General features: G+C 64.8%; 29 protein-coding genes. 8 read left to right on the top strand and 21 right to left on the bottom strand.

Annotated features, from left to right (window positions below):
• The first annotated feature begins 21 nt into the window (after window positions 1-21).
• Entirely contained in the window at window positions 22-945 is a 924-nt protein-coding gene (locus HBA99_RS20365; RefSeq protein WP_064409592.1) for an HAD family hydrolase, read from the top strand.
• A gap of 85 nt (window positions 946-1,030) precedes the next feature.
• Window positions 1,031-1,498: an FAS1-like dehydratase domain-containing protein gene (locus HBA99_RS20370; RefSeq protein ID WP_070932804.1), complete on the top strand. Its 468-nt coding sequence runs from the start codon at window positions 1,031-1,033 to the stop codon at window positions 1,496-1,498.
• Here the strand turns inward: HBA99_RS20370 and HBA99_RS20375 are convergent.
• Window positions 1,495-2,499 (bottom strand): AraC family transcriptional regulator, encoded by a 1,005-nt coding sequence (locus HBA99_RS20375; protein ID WP_070932801.1) that lies wholly within the window; start codon window positions 2,497-2,499, stop codon window positions 1,495-1,497. The two genes, HBA99_RS20370 and HBA99_RS20375, sit on opposite strands and share 4 nt — an antisense overlap.
• A gap of 109 nt (window positions 2,500-2,608) precedes the next feature.
• Here HBA99_RS20375 and HBA99_RS20380 point away from each other — a divergent pair, with 109 nt between their 5' ends.
• From HBA99_RS20380 to HBA99_RS20390, 3 genes are read left to right on the top strand one after another with little or no spacing between them, the layout of a single operon-like run.
• A complete protein-coding gene (locus HBA99_RS20380) occupies window positions 2,609-4,042 on the top strand; it encodes a DUF1254 domain-containing protein (protein WP_070952434.1) in 1,434 nt (477 codons plus the stop codon).
• A gap of 10 nt (window positions 4,043-4,052) precedes the next feature.
• Window positions 4,053-4,397, top strand: coding sequence for a heme-binding protein (locus HBA99_RS20385; protein ID WP_057964939.1), 345 nt, complete (start codon window positions 4,053-4,055; stop codon window positions 4,395-4,397).
• A complete protein-coding gene (locus HBA99_RS20390) occupies window positions 4,394-4,675 on the top strand; it encodes a hypothetical protein (RefSeq protein WP_081347678.1) in 282 nt (93 codons plus the stop codon). Before HBA99_RS20385 ends, HBA99_RS20390 begins: the two co-directional genes overlap by 4 nt.
• Window positions 4,676-4,685: 10 nt before the next feature.
• Here the strand turns inward: HBA99_RS20390 and HBA99_RS20395 are convergent, their stop codons facing one another.
• The 8 genes from HBA99_RS20395 to proC all read right to left on the bottom strand — a co-directional run bounded on the left by HBA99_RS20395 (window position 4,686) and on the right by proC (window position 10,699).
• On the bottom strand, window positions 4,686-4,925 hold the full coding sequence (locus HBA99_RS20395; protein ID WP_234795776.1) for a hypothetical protein: 240 nt from the start codon (window positions 4,923-4,925) through the stop codon (window positions 4,686-4,688).
• Window positions 4,922-5,524, bottom strand: a complete 603-nt coding sequence (locus HBA99_RS20400; RefSeq protein WP_131821704.1) for a DUF4352 domain-containing protein — start codon at window positions 5,522-5,524, stop codon at window positions 4,922-4,924. The genes HBA99_RS20395 and HBA99_RS20400 overlap by 4 nt, the downstream gene beginning before the upstream one ends.
• Window positions 5,525-5,863: 339 nt before the next feature.
• On the bottom strand, window positions 5,864-6,793 hold the full coding sequence (locus HBA99_RS20405; protein WP_070932797.1) for an NAD(P)H-dependent flavin oxidoreductase: 930 nt from the start codon (window positions 6,791-6,793) through the stop codon (window positions 5,864-5,866).
• A 92-nt stretch (window positions 6,794-6,885) separates the two neighbouring features.
• Window positions 6,886-7,959 (bottom strand): lysophospholipid acyltransferase family protein, encoded by a 1,074-nt coding sequence (locus HBA99_RS20410; protein ID WP_057964870.1) that lies wholly within the window; start codon window positions 7,957-7,959, stop codon window positions 6,886-6,888.
• 22 nt (window positions 7,960-7,981) lie between these two features.
• Window positions 7,982-9,046, bottom strand: coding sequence for an SDR family oxidoreductase (locus HBA99_RS20415; RefSeq protein ID WP_030096488.1), 1,065 nt, complete (start codon window positions 9,044-9,046; stop codon window positions 7,982-7,984).
• 63 nt (window positions 9,047-9,109) lie between these two features.
• A complete protein-coding gene (locus tag HBA99_RS20420) occupies window positions 9,110-9,211 on the bottom strand; it encodes a 30S ribosomal protein bS22 (protein ID WP_003402602.1) in 102 nt (33 codons plus the stop codon).
• Between the two features lie 197 nt (window positions 9,212-9,408).
• A complete protein-coding gene (locus HBA99_RS20425; protein ID WP_030096487.1) occupies window positions 9,409-9,669 on the bottom strand; it encodes a helix-turn-helix domain-containing protein in 261 nt (86 codons plus the stop codon).
• A gap of 142 nt (window positions 9,670-9,811) precedes the next feature.
• On the bottom strand, window positions 9,812-10,699 hold the full coding sequence (gene proC / locus HBA99_RS20430; RefSeq protein ID WP_191985241.1) for a pyrroline-5-carboxylate reductase: 888 nt from the start codon (window positions 10,697-10,699) through the stop codon (window positions 9,812-9,814).
• Window positions 10,700-10,874: 175 nt separating this feature from the next.
• On the opposite strand from proC, the gene HBA99_RS20435 reads away from it, so the two are divergent.
• A complete protein-coding gene (locus HBA99_RS20435; protein ID WP_070952027.1) occupies window positions 10,875-12,119 on the top strand; it encodes a serine hydrolase domain-containing protein in 1,245 nt (414 codons plus the stop codon).
• Here the strand turns inward: HBA99_RS20435 and HBA99_RS20440 are convergent.
• The 9 genes from HBA99_RS20440 to HBA99_RS20480 all read right to left on the bottom strand — a co-directional run bounded on the left by HBA99_RS20440 (window position 12,116) and on the right by HBA99_RS20480 (window position 20,026).
• Window positions 12,116-13,057 (bottom strand): R2-like ligand-binding oxidase, encoded by a 942-nt coding sequence (locus tag HBA99_RS20440; RefSeq protein WP_057964872.1) that lies wholly within the window; start codon window positions 13,055-13,057, stop codon window positions 12,116-12,118. The two genes, HBA99_RS20435 and HBA99_RS20440, sit on opposite strands and share 4 nt — an antisense overlap.
• Window positions 13,058-13,125: 68 nt before the next feature.
• Window positions 13,126-14,487: a hydroxysqualene dehydroxylase gene (locus HBA99_RS20445; protein WP_234796029.1), complete on the bottom strand. Its 1,362-nt coding sequence runs from the start codon at window positions 14,485-14,487 to the stop codon at window positions 13,126-13,128.
• Entirely contained in the window at window positions 14,480-15,079 is a 600-nt protein-coding gene (locus tag HBA99_RS20450) for a TetR/AcrR family transcriptional regulator (RefSeq protein WP_070933375.1), read from the bottom strand. The genes HBA99_RS20445 and HBA99_RS20450 overlap by 8 nt, the downstream gene beginning before the upstream one ends.
• 65 nt (window positions 15,080-15,144) lie before the next feature.
• Complete coding sequence (locus HBA99_RS20455) at window positions 15,145-15,588, bottom strand: nitroreductase/quinone reductase family protein (RefSeq protein WP_070932792.1); 444 nt, start codon at window positions 15,586-15,588, stop codon at window positions 15,145-15,147.
• A gap of 11 nt (window positions 15,589-15,599) precedes the next feature.
• Complete coding sequence (locus HBA99_RS20460) at window positions 15,600-16,055, bottom strand: nitroreductase/quinone reductase family protein (protein WP_046254792.1); 456 nt, start codon at window positions 16,053-16,055, stop codon at window positions 15,600-15,602.
• Window positions 16,056-16,099: 44 nt separating this feature from the next.
• Window positions 16,100-16,906 carry a thioesterase family protein gene (locus tag HBA99_RS20465; RefSeq protein WP_081347677.1) on the bottom strand — a complete coding sequence of 269 codons (807 nt, stop codon included), beginning with the start codon at window positions 16,904-16,906 and terminating at the stop codon, window positions 16,100-16,102.
• Between the two features lie 5 nt (window positions 16,907-16,911).
• Window positions 16,912-17,757: a sugar phosphate isomerase/epimerase family protein gene (locus HBA99_RS20470; RefSeq protein ID WP_030096477.1), complete on the bottom strand. Its 846-nt coding sequence runs from the start codon at window positions 17,755-17,757 to the stop codon at window positions 16,912-16,914.
• Between the two features lie 16 nt (window positions 17,758-17,773).
• The gene (locus HBA99_RS20475; protein ID WP_030096476.1) at window positions 17,774-19,042 is read right to left on the bottom strand and encodes a membrane protein; all 1,269 of its coding nucleotides are present in this window, start codon (window positions 19,040-19,042) and stop codon (window positions 17,774-17,776) included.
• A gap of 36 nt (window positions 19,043-19,078) precedes the next feature.
• On the bottom strand, window positions 19,079-20,026 hold the full coding sequence (locus HBA99_RS20480) for a Ppx/GppA family phosphatase (protein ID WP_044105077.1): 948 nt from the start codon (window positions 20,024-20,026) through the stop codon (window positions 19,079-19,081).
• A gap of 34 nt (window positions 20,027-20,060) precedes the next feature.
• On the opposite strand from HBA99_RS20480, the gene HBA99_RS20485 reads away from it, so the two are divergent.
• Window positions 20,061-20,876: a DUF3109 family protein gene (locus HBA99_RS20485; protein WP_046254796.1), complete on the top strand. Its 816-nt coding sequence runs from the start codon at window positions 20,061-20,063 to the stop codon at window positions 20,874-20,876.
• A gap of 4 nt (window positions 20,877-20,880) precedes the next feature.
• Here HBA99_RS20485 and mca read toward each other — a convergent pair whose 3' ends face one another.
• The 3 genes from mca to HBA99_RS20500 are packed head-to-tail and all read right to left on the bottom strand — an operon-like array spanning window position 20,881 to window position 23,912.
• Entirely contained in the window at window positions 20,881-21,741 is an 861-nt protein-coding gene (gene mca / locus HBA99_RS20490) for a mycothiol conjugate amidase Mca (RefSeq protein ID WP_070932789.1), read from the bottom strand.
• 55 nt (window positions 21,742-21,796) lie between these two features.
• Complete coding sequence (locus tag HBA99_RS20495) at window positions 21,797-22,342, bottom strand: SRPBCC family protein (protein WP_057964876.1); 546 nt, start codon at window positions 22,340-22,342, stop codon at window positions 21,797-21,799.
• The gene (locus HBA99_RS20500; RefSeq protein WP_070952025.1) at window positions 22,332-23,912 is read right to left on the bottom strand and encodes a flavin-containing monooxygenase; all 1,581 of its coding nucleotides are present in this window, start codon (window positions 23,910-23,912) and stop codon (window positions 22,332-22,334) included. Before HBA99_RS20500 ends, HBA99_RS20495 begins: the two co-directional genes overlap by 11 nt.
• Window positions 23,913-24,131: 219 nt before the next feature.
• Here HBA99_RS20500 and HBA99_RS20505 point away from each other — a divergent pair, with 219 nt between their 5' ends.
• Window positions 24,132-24,908: a class I SAM-dependent methyltransferase gene (locus HBA99_RS20505; protein WP_070932785.1), complete on the top strand. Its 777-nt coding sequence runs from the start codon at window positions 24,132-24,134 to the stop codon at window positions 24,906-24,908.
• Window positions 24,909-24,916 lie beyond the last annotated feature (8 nt).

Here is a 24,916-nt window from a genome sequence, read left to right on the forward strand (position 1 = left end):
GGAAGGGCGGTTAAGCCGGTCATGACCAGCCCCCAGATCAACGGCGACCCCCCTACCGAAGGCCCCGCGGAGGACCAGCTGCTGGCCGAGGCGTTCGCCGAAGACGTCGCGCGCGCCGCCTCCTTCGCCGAGGCAGACGCCGCGGCGGCCACCGAACAGCCCACGGGTCCGCCGCCCGCCGATCTGACCGCCGCCGCGTTCTTCGACGTCGACAACACCCTGGTGCACGGCTCCTCGCTGGTGCACTTCGGCCGTGGCCTGGCGCAGCGCGACTATTTCCAGTACTCGGACATGCTTCAGTTCGTCTGGGCGCAGGCGAAGTTCCGGCTGACCGGCCGGGAGAACTCCGACGATGTCGCGGCGGGCCGGCAGAAGGCGCTCTCTTTCATCGAGGGCCGCAGTGTCGACGAACTCGTCACACTCAGCGAGGAGATCTACGACGAGACGCTCGCCGACAAGATCTGGCCCGGCACCAGAGCACTGACCCAGATGCACCTCGACGCCGGCCAACAGGTGTGGCTCGTCACGGCCACTCCCAAGGAGCTGGCCGAGACCATCGCCCGGCGGCTGGGCCTCACCGGGGCGCTGGGCACCGTCGCAGAATCGGTGGACGGGGTGTTCACCGGCCGGCTGGTCGGCGACATCCTGCATGGGCCGGGCAAGGCGCGGGCCGTGCGCAACCTGGCCATCCGCAACGGGTTGAATCTCAAGCGCTGCACCGCCTACAGCGACAGCATCAACGATGTGCCGATGCTCTCCTTGGTGGGAACCGCGGTGGCCATCAATCCCGATGCGGAGCTGCGGGACGTGGCACGGCGCCGGGGGTGGGAGGTCCGCGACTTCCGTACTGCGCGCAAGGCGGCCCGAATCGGCGTGCCCTCGGCGGTGCTGCTCGGCGCCGCGGGTGGAGCCCTCGCGGCCGCACTGGCCCGTCGCGAGAAGTAATGATCGGCATTACCGCTGCTGATAGGCTCAGCGCCGCTTGAACTGTCTAGATTCGTACCTGACCTGCAGCGAAATGGGTTAATGCATGGCCATCCGCCAAGACATCGTCGGAACGCACTACCGCTACCCCGATTACTTCGAGGTCGGCCGCGAGAAGATGCGTGAATTCGCCACGGCCATCAAGGACGAGTGCGAGGTGAACTCGGGCGTCGTGGCTCCCATCACCTTCCTGGCGGTCGCGGGCCGGCGGGTGCAGCACAAGATCTTCACCGAGATGGATCTGCCCATCAACGTGGCACGTGTGTTGCACCGCGACCAGAAGCTCAAGTTCCACCGCCCCATCAAGGCAGGCGACCGGCTCTACTTCGACAGCTACCTGGACAGTGTGCTGGAGTCGCACGGCATGGTGACGGCCGAAGTACGGGCCGAGGTGACCGACGCCAACGGTGACCCCGTCGCGACGAGCATCGTGACCATGATCGGCGAGGCCGAGGGCCACGAAACCGACGCGGCTTCCATGGCCGCGAACATCGCCTCACATCGCAAGGCTTAGCGGCCTCGACGGTCCTGCCGATAGGTGCTCGGGGTCGTCCCGAACCAGCGCTTGCAGCTTCGGGTGAACACGCTCTGCTCGGCGTAGCCGAGCTGCCTGCTCAGATGACCGAGACTCAGATCGGTATCGGACAGCAGTCGCTCGGCGGCTTCCCGACGGGTTTGGTCGACGAGCTCGGCGAAGGTCGTGCCCTCGGCTCCGAGTCGACGTTGCAGCGCCTTCGGGTGCACTCCGAGGTGTAAGGCGATGTCCCCCAAACCAATCGCTCCGGTCGGGAGCAGCTGCCGAATAAGGACACGGGCCAGCTGACTGGAATCTGGTTTGCGGTTGGCCTGAGTGCCCGTCAAGTAGTCGACAGCAGTCTGGTGGGCGAGATGATCCTTGGGCAACGACTTCTGCATGTCGGTGGCCCGCAGGGTGAAACCGCCGACAGGCTCACAGAAGAACGGTGAACAGCCGAAATAGCGCTGATACCCCGCGGCCGCGGTGAGTGCCTGGTGCGGTAGATGAACGGAAACAGGCCGGTAGCTCCCACCCAGGAAGTGATGCAGCACCCGCAGTGTGACACCCAGCGACAGTTCGACTGCCTGCGCCTGCGGAGGGGCGGGGGTCAAGAGATACTCGAACTCGAACCGGCACAGCGACGGATCCCGATGCGCTGTGACCCGAGCGCCTATCGCCGGACAGTATGCGCCCATGAACTTTTCGAGAATCGCGAAGGCATCGGCAACTGTGGCCGCTGTGCGCGCCGCCAAACCCACCGGCCCCAGGATCTCGATGCCCTGCCGCCGGGCCAGTCGACGACCGAAGTCCGGCGCGTTAAGGGCCGCCGCGGTTTCCTCCAGTGCGCGAGCGCCGTTGCGCAGGGAGATGAACCGCTCGTACGATCCGGCGTCTGCCGGTGAAACCCGCGCTCTGGCAAGCAGTTCACTGCCGTCCCCGCCGAGTTCGGCCACCAGCTGGTGATAGTTGGTGAGCGCCGAACCACGGATCACCGACATGTCTCAAACTGTCAAATATTTGTCTTCCAATGTCAAGACAAGCAGGTGGGATGTGCTGCACGATCAACGTTCGGCGAACAAGATCGTCACCACAGGAGAGGGTGAGTCCGTGAAGGTTTGGTGTATGCAGTGGACCAAATTATTGGTCGTGATGAGCACCGTCGCATTGGCGGCGGGACTTACCAGCTGCTCGAAAGAGTCTGGTTCCCAGAAGCTTTCCACCGACGAGGCCAAGTCCATCGCCATGGACGCGTATGTATTTGGCTATGCCCTTGTCACCATGGAGATGACCCGCCGCGTGATGACCAACGTGGAGAAGGTCGAATCTCCCCGCGCCCCAATGGGACAGCTCATGCGGATGCGCGAGTATCCCAACGCGGCCTTTCGCGATGTCACCGCGCCCAATGCCGACACCCTGTACACGAACGCGTTCCTCGACGTTGGCAAGGAACCGTGGATCGTGAGCCTGCCCGATGCCCACGATCGCTATTACCTGCTTCCCATGCTTGACGGGTACACCAATGTCTTCGAGGTGCCCGGCAAACGCACGACAGGGACCGGCCCCCAGACTTATGCCATCACCGGACCTGGCTGGAAAGGCGAACTGCCCCAAGGAATCAAGGAATACAAGTCGCCGACGTCGATCGTGTGGCTACTGGGTCGCATCTACTACACTGGAACCCCGGAGGATTACGCCGCCGTCCACAAAATGCAGGACGAAATCTCGTTGGTGCCGTTGAGTTCGTACGGCAAGCAATACACCCCGCCCGCTGGCACCGTAGATCCGAGCATCGACATGAAAACGCCCGTCCGTGACCAGGTCAACAATCTGAGCACCAAGGCATACTTCGACATGCTGGCCGCCCTGATGAAGGACAATCCGCCCACCGAGGCCGACAAGCCGATCGTGGAGAAGATGGCCAAGATCGGCATCGAGGCCGGAAAGCCCTTCGACATCGACAAATTCGGTGCCGACACCGTCAGCGCCCTGCAATCGGTGCCCAAGGAAGCATTCGGCAAGATCATGGCGCACTTCAAGGACGCAGGCGAGAACATCAACGGGTGGGTGTTCACCACCAAGACCGGCGTATATGGCACCGAGTACCTGCAGCGCGCAACGGTCGCCGCAATCGGGCTGGGCGCAAACCGGCCCGAGGACGCCGTCTACCCCACCTCGGAGGTCGACAACACCGGGAAACCGTATGACGGGTCACGTCAGTACGTGCTGCACTTCGACAAGGATCAGCTACCACCCGCCGAGGGATTCTGGTCACTGACGATGTATGACGCGGGAATGTTCTTCGTCGACAACCCACTGAACCGGTACACACTGAGTCAGCGCAACAACTTCGCGACCAACCCCGACGGATCGGTGGATCTGTATCTGCAACACGACAATCCCGGACCAGGAAAGGAGTCGAACTGGCTCCCCGCACCCGAGGGAAAGTTCAACCTCATGCTCCGCCTGTACTGGCCGAAGGAAACGCCGCCGTCGATCATTGACGGCACCTGGAAACCACCCGCCGTGCAACAAGTCCCGTAAGGAGATGTCCATGAAACTCGTTGCCACAAGCCTATTTACAGCCCTGAGTGCCGCAGCACTCTTCACCGCGGCGGCCGCGAATGCCGAACCCGAGCGTCCGCCGAACTGTACGGCGGCCGACCTCGCTGGAGTCTCGGCGGGCGTCGCCGCCTCCACCTCGAGTTATCTGTTCACCCACCCGGAGGTCAACGACTTCTTCACGAGCCTTGCGGGCAAGCCGCACAGCGAGATGCAAAGCGCGGTGAAGGCCTACTTCAGCACCAACCCCGAAGCCGAGAACGATCTGCGCTCCATCCGCCAGCCCGTCGTCGACTTCCGCGAGCGCTGCCAGCTGCCGCAGGAGCGGCAGCCGTGAGGCCCGGTGTAGCCGCGGCAACAGTCGCGGTGGCCTTCGCGGGGCTGCTGCCCATTGCGCCGCCCACGGCCAACGCCGATGTCTGCGTGGGCGGCGGGCGCCGAGTCTCGGTGAGCGGCTGCATGAACGTCGCCGACACCGTGCAGCGATACGCACCTCCGCCCGAGGACTACGCACCCTTGCCGGACGATCCTCCGCCCCCTCCCCCCGCACCGAACGTTCACGCGTGCGTGGGCTACAACGGCCGCTGGGTAAGCGCGAGCGGCTGCAACCCCTGACGGTGCGCGGCTAGCCGTCTTTTCCGAGGCCGGCGATGTAGTCGACAAGAGCCGGATGCAGTCGATGCCGCCGGAAATCGGCGGCCGGGTCGGGACGCCAGAAGATCGGCAGTTCGTTATCTTCGGCTGCGCGATGACACTTCAGCAGCAAGTCGTCGTTCAGTGGTTCGGCGGCCCGTCGACGCAGCGCCGATTTGAGCTCGCCGGGAAGTGCCTCCCACACCGCTTCCGGCTTCAGATCCACGCTCACTGCGCCAGGCCGCTGTTGCCCATATCGGCCAAACTCAGCTGAGTGCCCGGGGCCGCCGGCGAGTCACGGAGGATGATCGCCGACGGCTCGGCGCCCTCGGGAATGTCGAACGCGATGGACGCCACGATGCTGTCGCCGGGATCGATGTCCGCACCGAGCACAGGCTGAGAGGCGTTCTGGTCCGCACCCACGGTTTGATCACCGGCGACAAGTTGCTGAATAGCCGGCTCGAACCGCTGGCGATCGGTGCCGTCGTTGATCACGCGCACTCCGACCAGAACGTGGCCGCCCTGCGCATTCTCGGGCAGCCCAGGATCGCCCGCGACCAGATACGCCGTGACGTCGGTCACCGCGATGGCTAACTGGCCGGAACGCCCCTGATGCCCGAGGTCGGCCGCTTCGGGCGTCACCGAAGCAACTTCACTGACTGGCATCGATCGAGGGATGCTGATGTTTCTACCGTCGTCGAGACCCAATAGTGTGGCAACCACAATGAAGGTCGCAATAACGCCGCCGAACAGCATCGGCGCTGCAGGAAAATCGCCACCCGGGGAGAAGTGGGCAATACCACCCTGACCCTCCAGCGAAGGTTGAGTCACAATACTAATCCTCAATTCGGGGTAGCGGTACAACAGCTGAGCGCCCCCGCGATTGACTAAAGGCTAACATCAATAGAGCCTATCGGCACGTCGGTACATTCGTTACCGACCAGGGCCAGTCGTTTGCGAGGAAAGGCCGCCAACACGGGGCTTCTCACCGATGCGGCTTTGCTGATTTGAGCGCAGCCCAGCAGGCTCCCCGGCACGACGTGCGATGACGGCAGCAAGTGAGCAGCGAGGGCGCCGCACAGACGGGCTAGTTAGCGGTTGGATCTCCGTGGGCACCCCGGACCGCAGGCGGCAATGACGCGGCCGCCCCCACTCGGCGCCGAATCCTCTTCAGCTGTATTGGGCTGCGAGCTTGCCGATCACCGCGGTGAACTCGTCCATGGTGGTGTCGAGAATGTCCCGCACAGACTCGACCGCACCGATGCGCCCGGCCACCTGCCCGCCGAGTGGCACGAAGGTGTCCATATCGCCCCCGAAGTAGAGGTCCAACGGATTCCCGGTCTCCATGAGCGACACCAGATCCCGTCGTTCCATCTCTTCGGTGCGCTCGCTGCGCAAGGCGCGCAGACCTGGCTTGGTCAGCCTGTTCAGTAGCACGGTGTCGGTCTCGCGCGCAGCGACCACCGCCGCCTTCCAGTTGCCGTGGATGGGTGACTCGGCGGCCGACATCATCCGGGTACCCATCTGCACACCCTCGGCGCCGAGCGCGAAAGCCGCCGCCATCGATGCACCGTCACAGATACCGCCGGCGGCGATGATCGGAACGTCCACCTGCGAGCGCACCAGTGGCAGCAACACCATGGTCGACGCACCCTTGGGATCCTTGAAACCGCCGCCTTCGACGCCTTCCACCACCAGGCCGTCCACTCCCGCGTCGACAGCCTTGAGGGCGGCCGCGAGCGTCGGGACGACATGAAAGACGGTAAGGCCATTGTCCTTGAGGATCCGGGTGTACTTGTTGGGGTCGCCCGCGCTGGTGGTCACGAACGTCACGCCCTGATCGACCACAAACTGCGCGATGGAGGGGTCTCGCACGAAAGCCTGTGCGATGTTCACCCCGAATGGTTTGTCGGTGAGCTCACGCATGAGGCGAATCTCGCCCTTGATGGCATCGAGCTCGCCCGAGCTTGTTTCGATGATGCCGAGCCCGCCGGCTTCGCAGACCGCGCTGGCCAGCTGGGATCGCGCGATCCAGCCCATCGGAGCCTGCACGATCGGCCGCTCGATACCCAGCAGTTCGGTTACCCGGTTGGTGATCACGCATCGAACTTACGCCGCCCGCACTGTGCCCCGCGGCGAGGATCTGCGATACGAAACCGCCAGTACACGGCGTATCGGCGTAGAGGGAAGACCTAGCCGAAGAACATGTTGCGACGACCCGCGAGCAGCCGGTACAGCGTCTGCTGGATGGTCTCGCGGACCTGGTCGGTGACCTCGAATGTCACCATCGGATCGTCGGCCGCCGTCTCGTCAAACCCGTCCGTGGGGATCGGTGTACCGAACTCGATATGCCACTTGGACGGCAGCGGCACCAACCCGACGGGGCCTGCCGCCGGGAACAGCGGCGTCACCGGGAAGTAGGGCAGACCGAACAATCGGGCGATCACCTTCAGGTCGGCGATCATCGGGTAGATCTCCTCGGACCCGACGATCGAGCACGGGATGATCGGCGCTCCGGTACGAATGGCAGCCGCGACGAATCCTCCACGGCCGAATCTCTGCAGCTTGTAGCGATCCTTGAACGGCTTACCCAGTCCCTTGTATCCCTCGGGGAACACGGCGGTCAGCTCGCCCGCGGACAGTAGCCGGTGCGCGTCGGCAGTGCACGCCAGCGTATGACCCGCCTTTCGCGCCAACTGTCCCAGGAACGGTGCATCGAACACCATGTCGGCGGCAAGGTTGCGCAGGGTGCGGTTGCCGGGGCACCGGTCATGCACGGCCACCGAGAGCATCAGCCCGTCGAGCGGCAGCACACCCGCATGGTTAGCCACAACCAAGGCCCCACCGGTCGCGGGAATGTTCTCGACCCCGGTCACGTCCACCCTGAACCATCGGTTGAACAGTGGCCTGAGCAAAGGAAGTAGCAGCGATTCGTTGAGGTGCTCGTCGAATCCGAAATCGTCGACGCTGTAGTCGCCGCCGACTCGGCGGCGAATGAACTCAGCGACGGCGGCGATGTTGGCCGCGAGGGCAGTCAGCGACTCTTCATCGCCCAGAGGGGCGTTGCCCTGTGCCGCGCGAATCTCGTTGAGGTCGTGGATGACTGCGGCGGTATCCGCGGAATCTCCAGTCGGCGCATCGTTGGCCAACGATGACGGATGCCGCCGGCCGGCATCGGCCCGCGCCTCGGCCCGGCGAGCGCGTGCAGCATGGCGTTCTGAATTAACCTGCAGTTGAATGACTTTCGCCTTTGTGTCGCCTGCCATGCTTCTCACCTCCGCCCTATGTCTACGAACTGATCTTCTGCGCGAGAGCCACCGCGCGATCTCCCAATGAGCGTACCCACTCCGGCTCGATTACTGGAGTGATCCCGCGTCCCCGAACGTAGTCACCAAAGGCCCCAACGGTCGTCCACTTGGGCTGATACCCGAGTTCGACCTTCATACGGGTGTTGTCGATCGCGCGCCCATAGGCCAGCCAGTCACGCTGTTCGGAACTCAGCTCGGTGTACCGGGTGCCCTTGGTGAACGACGCAATTCCCGCCACCGCAAACGACGGCACCGGGATGCCGAGTTGCCCGGAACGGCGGACCGCCTGCGACATCATCATCATGCCGTCGGCCGCGATGTTGAAGGTGCCCGCCTTACCTGCCATGGTGGCGCGCTCAAGCGCGCCCAGCGCATCCTGCTCATGCAGCAGCTGCAGGCGGGCGTCGCGCCCAAACACGGTGGGCACTAGCGGGCCCGCCAGATAGCGCGCCAACGCGGTGTCCATACCGGGGCCGATCAAGTTGGCCAACCGCAGGATCGTCACCGCTACATCGGGGCGTCGCCGGGCCAGCCCGCGGGCATAGCTCTCGATATCAATGCTGTCCCGTGCGAAGCCGTCGGACGGTGGACGGCGCGCGCCCATCTCCTCGGTGAACATCACCGGATCCCGGGGACCGGCTCCATAGACCTGGGCGGTGGACTTGACGACAACGCGCTGCACGGTGGGCGCCTTCTGGCACGCCGCGAACAGCTGCATCGCACCCATCACGTTCAATTCCTTGAGCGCGGCGCGCCCACCCGAACGCGGCGAGAACGAGGCAGAGGCGGTGTGCACCACCGTGTCGACCTCGCCGTTGCGGATGACCTTCGCGATGAACGGGTTGCGGATATCGGCCCGCACGAACTCTGCCCGCCCCATCCTGCGCAGCAGGTCCTTGCTTGGGGCGACAGCATCTACCGCGATGACACGGTTGATCATCGGGTTCTGCACCAGACGCGCAGCCAGATAACCCCCGAGGAATCGGCTGGCTCCGGTGACCAGCACCACCCGCGGGTAGTGCAGATTGGTCTCACCGGTGCTCACGGACGAAGCCTATCCATCACGGCACCAATGGGCATCCCGAGCGGATGCCCACTAACGCAAGGTTTACTTACCGAGTTTTCTGCGCTGAACCCGAGTGCGGCGAAGCAGCTTGCGGTGCTTCTTCTTGGACATACGCTTACGCCGCTTCTTGATAACTGAACCCATGAACTCCTGCTAACTACTGTGAAATCGTCTTTACCGTGGACGCGTGCACAGCGGCTTTTTCCCAGCCGTACACAAGGCGCCCTAACCCCAAAAAGGCTTACGCCAGGGTGCCGCATGACTCTACCTGCTGCGGCCTCAGGTCAGGAAACCGGCAGAACCGGCAGCCCTCCAGGGGGCATCTCCCGCTTCGAGGCGCCTTATCCGGCGTCGAAGTAGGAGGCCTGCAGCAGATCGTTGACCGCCTTGGCGTGCACACGGAACGACCGGCCGACCCGCACCGCGGGCAGCTCGCCGTTGTGCACCAGCCGGTAGACGGTCATCTTGCTCACGCGCATCAGCGCGGCGACCTCGGCGACCGTAAGGAACTGAGCCTTCCCGGATTGGCCAGCGGCCGCCGCGTCCCGGCCCGGCTTGGCGCCGGCCCCATCGCGCGCGGATGGCCCGTTGATTGACGTCATCGCATACCCATTTCCCTAGGCACGTGTCGTGCCGCCAATCTTCCCCATCGGCGGTACGGACACGCACGTGCTAGAAGGAGAATAGCGGGACCAGTGGGGTTACTGATACCCGTGTGGGCTAATTGATCAAGATTTGGTTAAATTACTCTGATGTGATTCCGAGCTGCTCGGAGCGTGTTTTTGCGGCTTCGACGGCGGCATAGACGCTTGCCCGCAAACCTCCACGTTCCAGTTCGCGCAGCGCAGCGGCGGTAGTACCACCCGGCGAGGTAATCGTTGCGCGGAGCTCGGCGGCGGTCGTATCGACCTCCGTTCGGGTCTGCAGTCCGGGAGCCCGATTTTCGTCCGTCTCAGCCCGTTCGAGCAGCATCGCGGCGGATCCGGCCATGGTCTGGATGACCAGATCGGTGGCGACGGGCCGCGTGAGACCCGAGGCAACCCCCGCATCGACCAGCGCCTCGACGAGCAGGAAGAAGTAGGCCGGGCCCGATCCGGACAGCGCGGTAACGGTGTCCATCTGCGATTCGGCCACCTTGATGACGCTGCCCACCGACTCCAGCAGCTCGGCGACGGCACTGAGCTGCTCGTCGGTCGCGAATCGGCCCTTGGCGACAGCGCTGACCCCGGCGCCGACAAGCATCGGGGCATTGGGCATCACCCGCACCACCGGAGCCCCGGCGGCCAGCTTGGATTCGAAGAAGCTCGCGGACACTCCCGCGGCCACCGAGACCAGCACCTGCTCGGTCTCCCGGTCGCTACCTTCGGCGTCCAGTTTCGCCAGCGCCGCGGCGATCTCGCTGGTCGCGCTCTCGACATCGGACGGTTTGACCGCCACCACAATGAAATCGGCACCTTCGACGGCATCCGCCACCTCGCTGACGCGGATGGAATACGCCTCTGCCAGAGCCTTTGCGCGGGCGGGGACCTTCTCGGACACGACGATGTCCTTGGCCTGCCGTCCGGCCCTCAGCAGCCCGGAGATAAGTGCTTCGCCGATATTGCCGCCACCGATGATTGCGATTCTGGACATGGCGACCAGCATGGCAGACCCATTAGCGCACCCGGAAACGGCTTTCTGAGCTCCAGAGCAAGGTGCCGCAGCGGTATGTAGGCAGCGATATGCACATTCGCGCCGATTTGTGACTATTCGCAGATCTGTGCGCAGATGGTGGCGCACAGTGGGATAACCGGACTACAAGTTACATATGTCACAACCGCAGCGTCGCGCGCAGACCTCCCCTGTTTTCGCGCCGGAATCCTGGGGCACCGGTCTACCGGACGGGGTACAGGGCTGGGCACAACCCGAGTTCGACCGGGTGGTCAGCAAGTTCGCGTCGATGTATGTCGGCCGTACCGGGGGCGGCGCGCTCTGCGCCTACGTCGATGGCGAGCCCGTGCTCGACATCTGGGCCGGTGAGGCGCGTCCCGGTATGCCGTGGACCCGCGAGACCGCACCGATCGTGTACTCGGCCTCCAAGGGGGTGACCGCTACCGTTATCCATCGCCTGGCCGACCGAGGGCTGCTGGCCTATGACGCCCCGGTCGCCCGCTACTGGCCGGAATTCGCCGCCAACGGCAAGGAATCGGTCACGGTGCGAGATGTCCTGGCCCACAAGTCGGGGCTGGCCGCACTGGCCCCGATTGCCGCCACCCCGGAGGAACTTCTCGACCACGAACTGATGGAGCAGCGACTCGCCGCCGCGCCTGTCGGGCGCTATTACGGGAAAGCCGCGTATCACGCGATGAGTTACGGCTGGCTCCTGGCCGGTCTCGGGCGTGCGATCACCGGTAAGGACATGCGCACGCTCTATCGCACCGAACTCGCGGAGGTCCTCGGCGTGGACGGCATTCATCTGGGGCGCCCGCCCGCCGATTCACCGACAATTCCCGCAGGGATCTACGCGCAGCTCGACAAGGCGGTGAAGACGCCATTTCTTTCTCGTGGCCTGTCCATCGGGGCACGCGTGGTGGACGCTCTGCCGGGCGCGCGGGGGGCCACCGGAGCGATCCACGTGCCCGGAGCCGAACGGATCGTGGCCGACGACGGGCATGCGACCGCCCCGCTGTACGACACCCAGATGGGCGCGGGCAACGCCATCTGTACCGCCCCGGCCCTGGCCAAGCTCTACGGCGCGCTGAGCAATCGGGGAAGCGTGGACGGACGGCAGCTGCTGTCCGCGGAGAAGACCGCCGAACTGGCCGGCGGACGCGGGATCAGGCCCAATGTCGCTCTTACCCGCGATATCTGGGAGCTCGGCTATCACTGCATCCCCGCGCCGGGATTGGCGGGAGGTTTCGGGCATATGGGGGCCGGCGGCTCCACCGGATGGGCGGACCCGAACCGCCACATAGCTGTTGGGCTGGCACACAACCATTTGATACTTCCCAACCCGCTCCACAATGTGGCGTTCCCCCGGTTGTGGGCGGCGACAGCGCGGAGTGCGCGCTAGGCCGTGGCCGCAAGCGCCTCCCGATCCTCGGCGGCGAACGTGTCTTCCAGTTGCAGCGGCGAATAGTCGAGGTCGATCTCGCCGAGCGGACGGCCGCGCGCGCTGCTGATGGTCCCGAACCGGCGCATCCCCTTGTCGGCGGAGTACTGCATGAACTCGTCAAGCACGAGCCCGAACGGGGTGTCGGCGCCGTATAGTCCGAAGCCTTCCTCGGTGAGACGCAACGCGATCGGGATGAGTTCGTTCATGCGCGCCTCGAAGACCGACCAGTTGGCGTCGTCGGCGGCCACGTGACGCCGGCAGGTGAAGGTGCCCCAGGCCATGTGCCGGCGCTCGTCGTCACCGATCCGGCGGATCAGCTCCTGCATACCGGGCAAGATGCCTCGGTCAACGCAAATCTTGTGCCATGCAAAGTATCCCGTGAGTGCCAGCATGCCCTCGACCACGTGGTTATAGGTCACCGAGGCGCGCACCTGTGCCGCCGGCGACGGGTCGCTGGCCAGCGTGCCCAAGGCATCCGGCAGCTCATCGAAGAAGATCTCGCGGTAGGCCGGAAGGTCGTCGAGGTACCCGTGCAGGTCGTCGCCGACCCCGACTGCATCAAGCCAGAGCCTGAAGACCTGTGTGTGCTTTGCCTCTTCAAAGGCGAACTGCGTCAAGTACATCTCGTCACCGAGTCGCCCCTCGGCGCGCATGGCCGTCATGAACGGCTGGATGTCCTGGGTCACCGACTCCTCGCCGGCGATGAACTGCGCGCAGAGCCGGGTCGCATAGTCACGTTCCCGATCGGTGAGCGCGTCCCAGTCCGCCCGGTCGCGCGAGAAGTCGATATCGGCCGGATCCCAAAATTTCGCATTGCCGCCGACGAACAGCTTGAGCGGCAAGGAATCCCAGTTGAGTCCTCCCTTGCGTAGCGATCCGTAATGTGTCCGCGTCATGAGGGCCTCCTAGTGTCGACGTTGACCTAGTGACCATCTTGAATATGAGGCAGCTCACAATCAAGGGGCTAGCCCACTGGAGCCTGGTCAAGAATCACGCGGGTGGCCAATTCCGCACTCTGCGCTGCCCCACCGATGGTCGAGGGGAAGTCGGTCGCGGTCCAGTCACCCGCCAGCGCCAGCCCGCGCACACTGGTGCGCTGCGGCGGACGGGCGCCCGCCGTTCCCGGACGCTCGCTGTAGGTGGCACGCGGCATCCGCACCACCTTGGCGTGCACTAGTTCGGCGTCTCGCGCGGCCGGATAGTAGTTGCGCAGGAAGCGCATACACGTCTCGATGATCTCGCCGCTCGACGACAGCGAGTTCAGTTCGTACGCGGCGCTGACCGTGATCTCGTACGAATACAACCCACGTTCGCTACCGTCGTATCCCACCATCTTCTGCCGATCGAAGACCTGCTCGACCACGCCCTCACCACCCACGAGAGCATCGAGGATAGTCGTCAGCCCGAGCGACCTGTTGAGGTACAAGTAGACGCTCACCAGCGGGGCGGGAACGAGCTTGGCTGCCGCACTGTACAACTGCTCGTGGCCAGGGACAGCGTCGAGCAACCCCTCCACGGCCCACGGCGGGACCGCACAGATCACCGCGTCGGCCGGTATGAACTCACCATCGGTCAGCGACACACCAGAAACAGCATTGCCGTGCAACACGATTGATTTCACTCCTGCGCGGCCCCGCACCTCGCAACCGTGATTGGCGAGCACCTTCTCGGCGCCGGTGACGAACAGCGAGGTGAAGTCGACCGTGGAGTACAGCAATGTTCCGTTGCGGGCCGCCCCGCGCCCCCGCCGGGCCATGGTGACCAGAAGATTCCGGAAAGCGCTGGCGGAGATCAGATCCGGCTTCTCGTTGTGCGCACCGATGATCAAGAAATCAATCCAGGTGTCACGCGCGACCTTGGGCATCCCGATGCGGTCGAGCCACTCTCGCGCGGTAACGGCGTCCAGATCACCGGGTGGGCGAACGCAATCCCTGACGATCCGCAGATAAGCGCGCCATACCCGAAGCCGGTCCCCGATGCTCGCCGCGGGCAGCCACGCGAATGTGCGGAACAGTGAGGTGTCGTCCACCTCTCCCCCGGGCAGCAGACGTCGCGCATATGTTCCGGACTCAGCGGCCAAAAGATCTCGCGCCCCGATGGTTTCGAGGTAACGCAACAGCTCTTCCATCGAGCCGGACATGACGTGGACACCGTTATCGGCGACGTCGTCGACCTGGGGTATCTCGATGGAATGGGTGCGCCCACCGAGGGTGGCCCGACGTTCCAGCAGGGTCACCCGGAACCCGGCCTCAGCCATCCACACCGCCGAGGCGAGCCCCGCCACCCCGGCGCCGATCACCACGCAGTGTTGGGAAGTGTCAATCACGCGCGGCACCCAGTCCATGCGTGATGTAGTCGGCGAAGTAACGGCGCACCGCCGCCGGATCGGACAGATCGATCACGATGGGTGGCAGCACCTCGATGCTCATCAGGGTTCTGATGATCCACTCGGCGGCCTCCTCCGGGACGATGCGACCGGGAATCTCCTTACGCTCCTGCGCTTCCCGTATGCGGGGTGTCCAGAACGCGACCGAGCGCACCATCAGGTCCTCGCCGCGCTCATCCAGGATGAGGTCCAGCAGATCGGTGGTGTGCAGGGCGAGATGATCCGTCCATCGGCGGTGCTCGCAGATTCCCGAGGCGGCGGCCGCGACCTGATCGACCAGCGTGGTCTCCGCACCCACAGCCGCTGCGAAGAAATCGATGAAAGCGTCTGCGAGATAACCGAATGCGGTGTCGATGGCAGCCTGCTTGCCGCCGAACCAGTTGTACAGGGTGCTCCGCGACACCCCGGCCTGCTCCGCTGCGGCGGACAGATTGAACCGCTGCATGCCCGATCGCACCAACGTCATGGCGACTGCGGCCACGATGGGCTCGGGGATGTCCTCGCGGGGACTATCGGACGCCGCCACCTTCATGTTGGACACAATATGAAAAAGTGTCCAACGCGTCAATGGTCGTTTCGCGGGCCGGCCCGCGGCGGTTACGCCGGTACGCAGATGATGACCGGGATATCCCGGTCGGTGTTCTTCTGATATCCCGCATAGCCGGGGTTGGCCTTGACGATCGCCGGCCACAGTGCGGCCTTCTCTTCGGGCGAGGCGGTGTGCGCGGTGAACGGACGCACGACGTCGTCCACCGCGATCTCGACGGCCGGGTTGGCCACCAGGTTCTTGTACCAGGCCGGGTTTTCGGACCCTCCACCGTAGGAGGCCACCAGCACCACCTTGCCGGGTTCGTAGATCGGCGCGGTCAGCAGCGTGCCGCGGCGCTGCCCCGTCTTACTGCCGATGGTGTACAGCTCCACCGGCTGCATTCCCAGCACCTTCTTGGGATACCGGCCGCCGGTCAGCGCGAGAACCGCCCGGTGCCCGTTCTCCAGGAACCAGGCGCCGATCCGGATGGCCCAATCAGGTTGTGTGCCCACAGAAATACTCCTTATGCCGGTTCACAGATGACCACTGGGATATCCCGCGTGGTGCTGCGCTGATATCCCGCGTACGGGTTGCCGAATCCTCGGGTGATCTCAGGCCATAACTCGGCCTTCTCCTGCGCCGAGGCGGTGCGTGCGATGTACGGCTTCGTCTGTCCGCGCACGGTGATCTCGACGTTCGGATTGGCGACGAGGTTCAAGTACCAGGCCGGATTGTGCGAGGCCCCGCCTAGCGAGGCGATTACGACGATCCGTTCCGGCGTGAAGATGGGCGAACTCAACAGGGAGGAGCGGCGCTCACCGGACTTGCGCCCGATGGTGTGCAACTCCAGTGTGGGCATGAAACCGAGCTTGTGCGGCCAGCGACCGCCGGTGAGTTTCAGCAGGGCGCGGTGCCCATTCTCCAGCACCCAGGCGCCTCCCTCGGCGGCCCAGTCAGGCGTCTTCTGCTTGTCACCCATGCCCGATACTCCTTTGACGAGATCCCCTACGGAAGGTACACCGATCAGTTCGCCGGCACCATGGCCAGCTGGCGAGACTGCACCACCAGAGCGCCCTCGGAGTCGATGACCGTGTGCTCGGAGTCAAACCAATGCTGGCCGACCTGGTTGGTACTGCACAACACTCGCAGCCAACCGTCCGCGGGCAACGTACGCAGATACGTGGTCAGCTGCACGGTGGGTGCCCAGCCGAAACGCCCCAGCGGGAACGTCACCGGTACCGAGATGTCGCCGCACACCAATGCGAACAACCCGTCTGGCGCCATATCGCGCGGTCGTGCCCACAGCACGATCTCGGGCTTGCCCCGCTCGCTCAGGTCGCTCATCGATCGCAGTGAGGGCCGAACGTCGATCCCGCCGAACAGGTGAAAGATCTCTCCCATCGGATGACCCTCGGCGATCGGGGCCACCCCGGGCGGCGGTTCAGCGGGCAGCTGTGTGAGTGCGGGCGGCAGGGCCGTCAGCAGCGGGCCCACGTGCTGCTCGGGCGTGCCCAGGGTGACCACGGCGTGCACCGCGGTGCGGCCGTCCTGGACGAGTTCGGCATCCACGAGCGAGATCTGCCGTCCCCGCTTACGCACCGATGTGCGCACCTGCATGTCACCGGGCGAGGGCGCGAACAGATAGCTTGCGCTGACGGCGATGGGCTCGCTCTCGCCGAGCGTCTCGCGCGCCGCACCGGCAAGCAACGCAAGCATGACGCCGCCGTGCAGCTTGGGTCCGATGGTCCAGGTGTCATTCAGGTGCGCGTCAAACAGGCCATCGCCCGCGGGCGTGAGGGCCATTGCTTGCGCGAAGGGAGCGTTAACCACGCCGCCTATCGCACCAGATGCGTTCTGGCGAACTCCAGCGACTCCCTCAGAATCGCCTCGCGCTGGTCCTCGGTACGTGCGGCCGAGGTGTGCACCTCGAGCACCACCTGCCCGGTGAAGTCACCGGCCGCCAGCTCCCGGCACACCTGCGCAACTGGCTGAGTTCCCTTGCCGGGCACCAGATGTTCGTCGACAGAGGCGCCAGTGCCATCAGTGAGATGCAGATGCGTGAGCCCAGATCCCATCCGGCGCATCATGTCCACCGCATCGGTCCCTGCGGTTGCGGTGTGTGACAGGTCAAGCGTGTAGTGCGCGTGGTTGGCATCGGTCGGATCGAACGACGGGGCAAAGGCGGATACTCCGATTCCGGGCCTGCCACCGCGGCGCTTCATACGCTCCACCGATGTCTGCCCGGCACCGAACAGACGGTCGGCCCGCAACGGGAACATGTTCTCCACCGCGACGTGCACATCGCTCGAGTCCTCCAGCGATGCAACCTGTTCGGCGAAGCCTTCGGCGTACCGGCGCTGCCACCGAAATGGCGGATGTACGACGACGGTCTGCGCACCCAGTTTTTCGGCGGCCCGAACGCTGCGTTCCAGCTTGGGAATCGGGTTGGCGCCCCAGACGCGCTGCGACACCAATAGGCACGGGGCATGCACGGATAGCACCGGCATGTCGTACTTGCGGGAGAGTTTGGCGACGGCGCCGACGTCCTGACTCACCGCCTCGGCCCACACCATGAGCTCGACACCGTCATACCCGAGCCGGGCCGCGTACTCGAAAGCTGCTTCGGTTTTGAGTGGATACACCGAGGCCGTTGACAGACCAACCTTGATCGCAGGGCGCACGGTTGGATAACGCTACCTAATCAACCGCTTGCAGCATGAGCACGAGGGGGCCGAACGCGATCAGGGCTCCCACCACGATCGCGATCAGGATGCTGGCCAGGTCGACCGTCTTGCGGATCACCCACAGCGAGGCGACCAGAATTGCGATGAACAACACGCCCAGGAGCAACGCGAAGCCCTGGTTCCAGCTCCACAGTTCCCGGAACACGAAGAACAGGCCCGCACCCGCGGCGGCCGCCAGCAGGTACTGCGCGGCAATCCAGCTGCCCTGCAGGTAGGTCTTGATCTTCTCCCGGCGGTCGGCCTTCGCCTCAGCCTTGGATTTGTCGGTGTCGGCCGCGGCGAGCTGACTGACCTCGGGCTCGGACGGGTCACCGTGCGCGCCGACAAGCTCCTGAAGCTCGTGCTCAAGCTGATAGTCGTCTTCCTGATCGTCGAATTCGTCGTCCTCGACGTCCTGCTCGGCATCGTGCGACGTCCACTCGACGGCCCGGCCGTACTCGTCGTATTCGCCGTCGTCCTCGTACTCCGCCTCATACTCCGCGTGGTACACGGTCTCAGGTTCGGGAGAGGGTTCCGGCTCCGGTGTGACGGGCTCCGGTTCGGGTTCCGGCTGTGCGACGGCCGCGGGCTCAGGTTCCGGCTCGGGCGCGACTGGCTCGGGTGTGACGGACTCGGGCTCCGGGCGAGACACCGGCGGGACCGGAATCTCGGGAGCCGGTGGCGCTGCGGGTACGGCGGGCGCGACCGCCGCCGGCGCCGGTGCCGGTTCGGACTTGGGCGGCTCGGCGGTAACCGGGGAGATGACGCCGGTCGCGTCGTTGAAGTCGATGGACTTGCGCGGTTCCCCCGGTCGTGCGACTGGTGTGGGGGTCGGCGGGAAGATGCTCCGAAGCGGTGATTCCATCGAGGAAGGCTGAGCGGGCGCCGGGGCCGGTGCGGCCGTGGTGCCACGACGGGCGGCCTCATCGGCCATGCTGTCGCCGCCGAACAACGCATCCTCGTTGGAACGCAGGTAGGAACGCGCTCCCGCCTCAGATGCCTTGGGAGACTCGGGCGGCGCCGCCGTTTCCGGAGCAGGCGACGGCGCCGGGTTGGGGCGCGCGCGGCCACCCTTCTTGTCACGGATGACGGGGATCTCACCGGTCAACTCGGCCACCGGGATGGCGTCGGCATTGCCGCGCATCCGGCGGCGATGGCCGCTGATCTTGCCGTCGGCGGCACCATTGCGCGCCAGCAGCTCGGCAACCGATACCGGCCGCTGCGTGTCGTCTGAGTCGGTCATGTCCTCTCCTACCGTCCGAGGCTAAGCGGGACGGGGTCAGTCAACGAGTGCAGTGCCATCGGCTTCGCTATCCAGCTTGCGCAGAATCAGCCCTTCGCGCAGAGCCCACGGGCAGATGTCGACCGCCTCTAACGACAGAGCACGCATGCTTGCCTCCGCGACGAGTGCTCCGGCGACGATCTGAGGCGCCCTGTCGACACTGACTCCCTCCAACTCTGCACGGTCTGCGGTAGTCATTCGCGAGATGAACGCGATCAACTGACGCAGTCCGCTTGCTGTAAGTGTCCTCTTAACTCGTGGTCCTGCGCCGGAAGGTGCAGCACCGGTGAGTCGCGCAAGCGACCGGAACGTTTTCGAGGACGCTACGGCCAGATCGGGCACCCCAGCCGCCGCCACCTGTTTGGCAGCGTCCACCAGTTCCGATTCCAGCCAGTCACGCAGCATAGCGACGCGGCGACGTCCCGGCGGATCTTCGGCCAACCACTCTCGCGTCAGCCGTCCGGCCCCCAGCGGCAGAGACAACGCGATGTCTGGTTCTTCGTCGACACCGCAGGACAACTCCAGCGAGCCACCGCCGATATCGAGGTTGATGATGCGCCCAGCGCTCCAGCCGTACCAGCGCCGCACGGCCAGGAAGGTCAGCCGCGACTCGTTGACACCGGAAAGAACGGCGAGATCCACGCCGGTTTCCTTCTTGACACGTGTCAGCACCTCATCGGAGTTGGTGGCGTCTCGAACGGCCGACGTGGCGAACGCCATGATCTCCGCACAGCCGGAGCTGCGGGCAATCTTGGAGAACTCCTGGATCGTATGCACCAGGCTGTCGGAGCCCTTGCGGGTGAGCTTGCCGGACTCATCGATGGCCTCCGCCAGACGCAGCGCCGCCTTGGTGGAACTCATAGGGGTGGGGTGTCCACCCCGTCGGGCATCAACCACCAACAGGTGCACCGTGTTGCTGCCGACATCCAGCACGCCTAATCGCACGCAGCACACGTTAGTGGGTCTACCGTTTACATCTGTGACGACGCTGCCAAAACAGCCCTTTGGACGTGACGCCTCCCTCGACGGCCAGGAGGTGGAGCTCGACTTCGCCCGCGAGTGGGTGGAGTTCTACGACCCGGAGAATCCGGAGCATTTGATCAAGGCCGACATGACCTGGCTGCTATCACATTGGACCTGCGTGTTCGGCACTCCCGCCTGCCAAGGCACGGTTGCCGGACGTCCCGACGATGGTTGCTGCTCGCACGGGGCGTTTCTGTCCGATGCCGACGATCGGGCGAAGCTGGACGACTCGGCGAAACAACTCACCGATGAGGACTGGCAATTCCGCGAGAAGGGGCTGGGCCGCAAGGGCTACCTGGAGAAGGACGAGCTCGACGGGGAAAAGCAATGGCGCACACGCAAGTACAAGGGTGCGTGCATTTTCCTGAACCGCCCCGGCTTCGCAGGCGGCATCGGCTGTGCCCTGCATTCCAAGGCCATCAAGCTGGGTGTCGAGCCGCTGACGATGAAGCCCGAGGTGTGCTGGCAGCTGCCGATCCGGCGGACGCAGGCCTGGGTGGACCGGCCGGACGGTTCGCAGATCCTGAAGACGACGATTACCGAGTACGACCGTCGCGGCTGGGGTGAGGGTGGCGCAGACCTGCACTGGTACTGCACCGGAGACCCGGCCGCACATGTCGGCAAGAAGCAGGTATGGCAGTCGTACGCCCCGGAACTGACCGAGCTGTTGGGCGAGAAGGCCTACGCCGAGCTGGCCGCGATGTGCAAGCGCCGCAGGGGGCTGGGACTGATCGCGGTGCACCCCGCAACCGTTGCCGCAGCACCCCACTAGCGCCTCAGAGGCCGGCGAAGAGGTCAGTCTCGGGAGCGCTCGTCGCGACGCGGGTGTGCGCGAGCTCGAATTTCTCCGTCGGCCATAACTGTTGCCGCCAGGTCCAGGGCACCAGGAAGAACGGTCCGCTGGGATCGACTTGCGATGCGTGCGCCCTCAGGGCCTTATCGCGTACGGGGAAGTACTCGGCGCAGGAGACTTCGGTGGTGACCCGGCGCCCTCGCAGCCGCCTGGTCAACGAGCTCACGCGCCGTACCCAATCGGGGACCGCGACATCTCCCGCTCGGGGATCTTTGGGTGCTGCACCGGATCCACGGCGGCTGACAATCCGCTCCACTCGTCCCGCGAACTTCACCATCGCCGGTGTCACCCGGACGATCTCGTGGAAGTAGTAGAGCTTGCGCACCTCTTCACACGCCTCATACGCGGCGACGGCGAGCTGGTGACAGCGAATGTGGTCGGGGTGCGGGTAGCCGCCACACTCGTTGTAGGTGATCATCACGTCCGGCCGGAAGCGCCTGATCACCTCGACAAGGCGGGGCACCGATTCGGCCAGTGGCACCCGGGCGAACCCGTCCTCGGGTAACAGCCGCGGGTCGAGTTGCAGACCCGAGTCCATGAAGCCCAGCCAGTGATGGTCAACACCAAGGGTTTTTGCCGCGAGCGCCATTTCCTCACGACGCACATCCGACAGGTTCTCGTGGTTGCCGGGCAGGTTCATCGCCGGGTTGAGAATGTCGCCGCGCTCGCCTCCGGTGGCCGTGACAACCAGTACCTCGTGCCCCTCGGCCGCATACTTGGCCAGAGTGGCGGCGCCTCGGCTCGATTCGTCATCGGGGTGGGCGTGCACCGCCATCAACCGCATGTTGTCAGTGGACCACAGTGTGTCTGCGGTGCACCCGCCCGGTCGGGGCCGCGGTTCAGCCGGTGCGCTGCGGGCCGCGCACCGGCAGCTCGCGGGCGAGCCCGCCCAGGCCGAACCAGAAGATGGGCTTGAGGATCGCGGCAACCGGGCGAATCGCGATATGCGATCCCGGAATGTTCGTCAGGTACCTCGGCGCACACGCCAGTGTCCAGTCAACGGTGGCCTTGCCGGGATCGGACTCGGGAAGCACCCGGTACTCCTCGCACCACGACCCGAACACCGGCAAGGTGGCGTCCAGTGCCGTATATCGCATGACGTGGGGGGCGTCGAAGTGAATGATCTGCTCGTGCTGGGCGAACACCATCCAGGAGTGGATGTACATCTGGAAGTCCCGTACGGTGCCGGCGGTTGGTGTGATGTCCTGCGGATACCGGCAGCCCCAGACGGACGGCAGCCACGACCACATCCGGTCGCCCGACACCACCCTCCATACGTCCTCGGGTGGCGCGTCGAAAGTGCGCCGGACCCGAGTCACGAACGGCGCGGTGGCGAAGAACTCCTCGACCCCGTCGACCGGGATGGGGACTGCGTCAAACCGCATGTTCGATCTCCTTCACCGGGCTGTTAATCCGCCTGAATTCGTAGGCACCTGACGGGAATTGGACACTGCGCCGGTAGGACTGCAGGACCGTCCACGGGCGCACGTAGGGGGTATCGCCCTGCGAGTTGATGAAATAGCTGTTAGATCCGGCGCAGTTCACCGTGAAGTACCGATTCAGGTTGGCGCCACTGCGGGCGATGCTCGCCTGGAAGTCGTCCAGCGCCTCCTGGGTGACTTCGACCCAGCTGGCTCGTTTGGCGCGAGCGAGTTGGATGACGGCCCCGATGTGGCGCATCGAGTTCTCCAGGATGTAGTGGAAGCTGGTGCCAGTCCAGGAGTACGGACCGACCAACATGAACCGGTTCGGAAGGCCCGGCACCGATGTGCTTTGGTACGCCTGCAGCCCGTTGTCACGGTAGAACTCGGCGAGGTCGAATCCCTGGGTGCCCAATACGGTTCCCACCCGGTAGGTTTCGGGATCGGAGAACATCTCGTATCCGGTGGCCAGCACCAGAATATCAACGGGGCGTTCGACACCCGCCTTGTCGACGATGCCCGTCGGGGTGATCCGGTCGATACCGTTCGATACCAGTGTCACGTTCGGCCGGTTGAAGGTCGGGAGGTAGTCCGCCCCCAGCGTGCCGCGGGTGCACCCCGCCCCGAACCGCGGCCGCAGCTGCTCGCGCACCTCGGGATCATTCACTTTGTGCCGGAGCCAGCCGCGATACGCCCAGAGCGCCACCTTGTCGAAGATCGCTGCCCCCGCCCGGAACAACGGCTTGGGCGTGTAGATCAGAACCCGTAAGCCAAGTTCTATGCCCCCCAAGGCAATCCCGTTGACTGTATTGGCGAATCTGCGCCCCGCCAACAGCCGCTGCAGTATGCGCGGCATCCGGAAGTCTGGTTTCGGGAAGTACCACTGCGGCGTCCGCTGGTACACATCGAGGTGCTCCACCTCGCCGGCAATGGCCGGTGTTATCTGCACGGTGGAACTTCCCACGCCCACAATTCCGACCCGCTTGCCGCGCATGTCCACATCGTGTTGCCATCGGGACGGCACCTGGATCGGACCCGCGAAGGTGTCCAGCCCTGGGATATCCGGGGCCGTTCGCGGGTTGATGTAGGCGCCTATCGCGCTGATCAGGAACCGCGACGAGATGACCTCACCGTCGGCGGTATGCACCTGCCAAAGGTGATTCTCTTCGTCGAACACCTCTCGTTCGACACACGTACCGAACCTCGCGTGGGCACGCAATCCGTGCTCGGTGACCAAATCCAGTGCGTACTGCTGTATTTCGGCGCCGGTGGCGAAGAATCGTTGCCAATCCCCCTTCGGCGCGAAGGTGAACTGGTAGGCAACGGTCGGGATGTCGGCACCCACTCCGGGGTAGGTGTTGCGCAGCCACGTGCCTCCGAAGTCCTCGTCCCGGTCGATGATGACGAAGTCCTGGATACCCATCTCGAGCAACTTGATGGCCGCACAGATGCCACCCAGCCCGGCGCCGATGATCGCGACTTCGTAGTCGGGTTCATCATGCAGACCCAGGGCTGGATCCACGGTTCGTTTCACGGCACGTTCCTTCCATTACTTGCGGCGCGCACACGGCTCTTCCCCACCCGTCCCCCGCTCACATATTTAATAGACTGACATGCCATTCACTAAATAACAAGTCCCGCCGGCCGCATGGTGCTGCGCAAACTCGCACATCACAGGCCTATGCGTGACCTGGAGTATCCAGTACTATCCGTTTCACTAATTTTGAATCAACCGATGTGCATTGGAGGGACCGTGGGCAACCAGCCAGATCTGACGCTCGCCGAGACGTTCGTGGATCCCACCCGGATCACACAGTCCCCCAGGCGCGAGCACGGCTATCTCGACGTGCTCGGCCCCGAGGACGACGAGCCGGTGTCCCTGGCCAACCAGTTCATGCAGAGCCGGCTGCTGGCGGCGATCTACGAGCGCGCCTGGCGGCCGATGTTCACCCGCGGATTCAGTTATGGCGGCAAGAGCACCCTCAAGGCCCACACCGCATTGATGGGCGAGATCGCCGGCCGCGGCGATCTGAAGATCCTCGATGTCGCGTGCGGTCCCGGTCTGTACACCCGCGAACTCGCCGCGCAGCTCGGCGACGATGGCGCGTGTATCGGCCTGGACCTGTCAGGCCCCATGCTGCGGCGGGCAGTGCGCGACAACTCCGCCGAACACATCGACTACATCCGTGGGAGCGCGCACGCACTTCCCTTCGCCGACGCGACATTTGACACCGTGGTGTGCCTCGCCGCGCTCTACCTCATCCCGAATCCCGAACAGGCCGTGCGAGAACTGTGCCGAGTCGCGGGACCGGGCGGCCAGATCGTGATCTTCACATCTCTGCGCACCCCGGCGGCATCGCTACCGGGTGTCACCGGAGCCATGCGCATCGGCGGCTTCCGCGCGTTCGGTCGCGAAGAAGTCACCGGCTGGCTACGTGCTCAGGGGTGGACGGATATCGATCAAACGCTCACCGGCCAGGGACAATTCATCCGCGCCCGCCGCGAGGCCGCGCTGCGCATCGCGACCTGACGGCGGAG

It is taken from the genome of Mycobacteroides chelonae (assembly GCF_016767715.1).
Taxonomy (GTDB): Bacteria; Actinomycetota; Actinomycetes; order Mycobacteriales; family Mycobacteriaceae; genus Mycobacterium; species Mycobacterium gwanakae.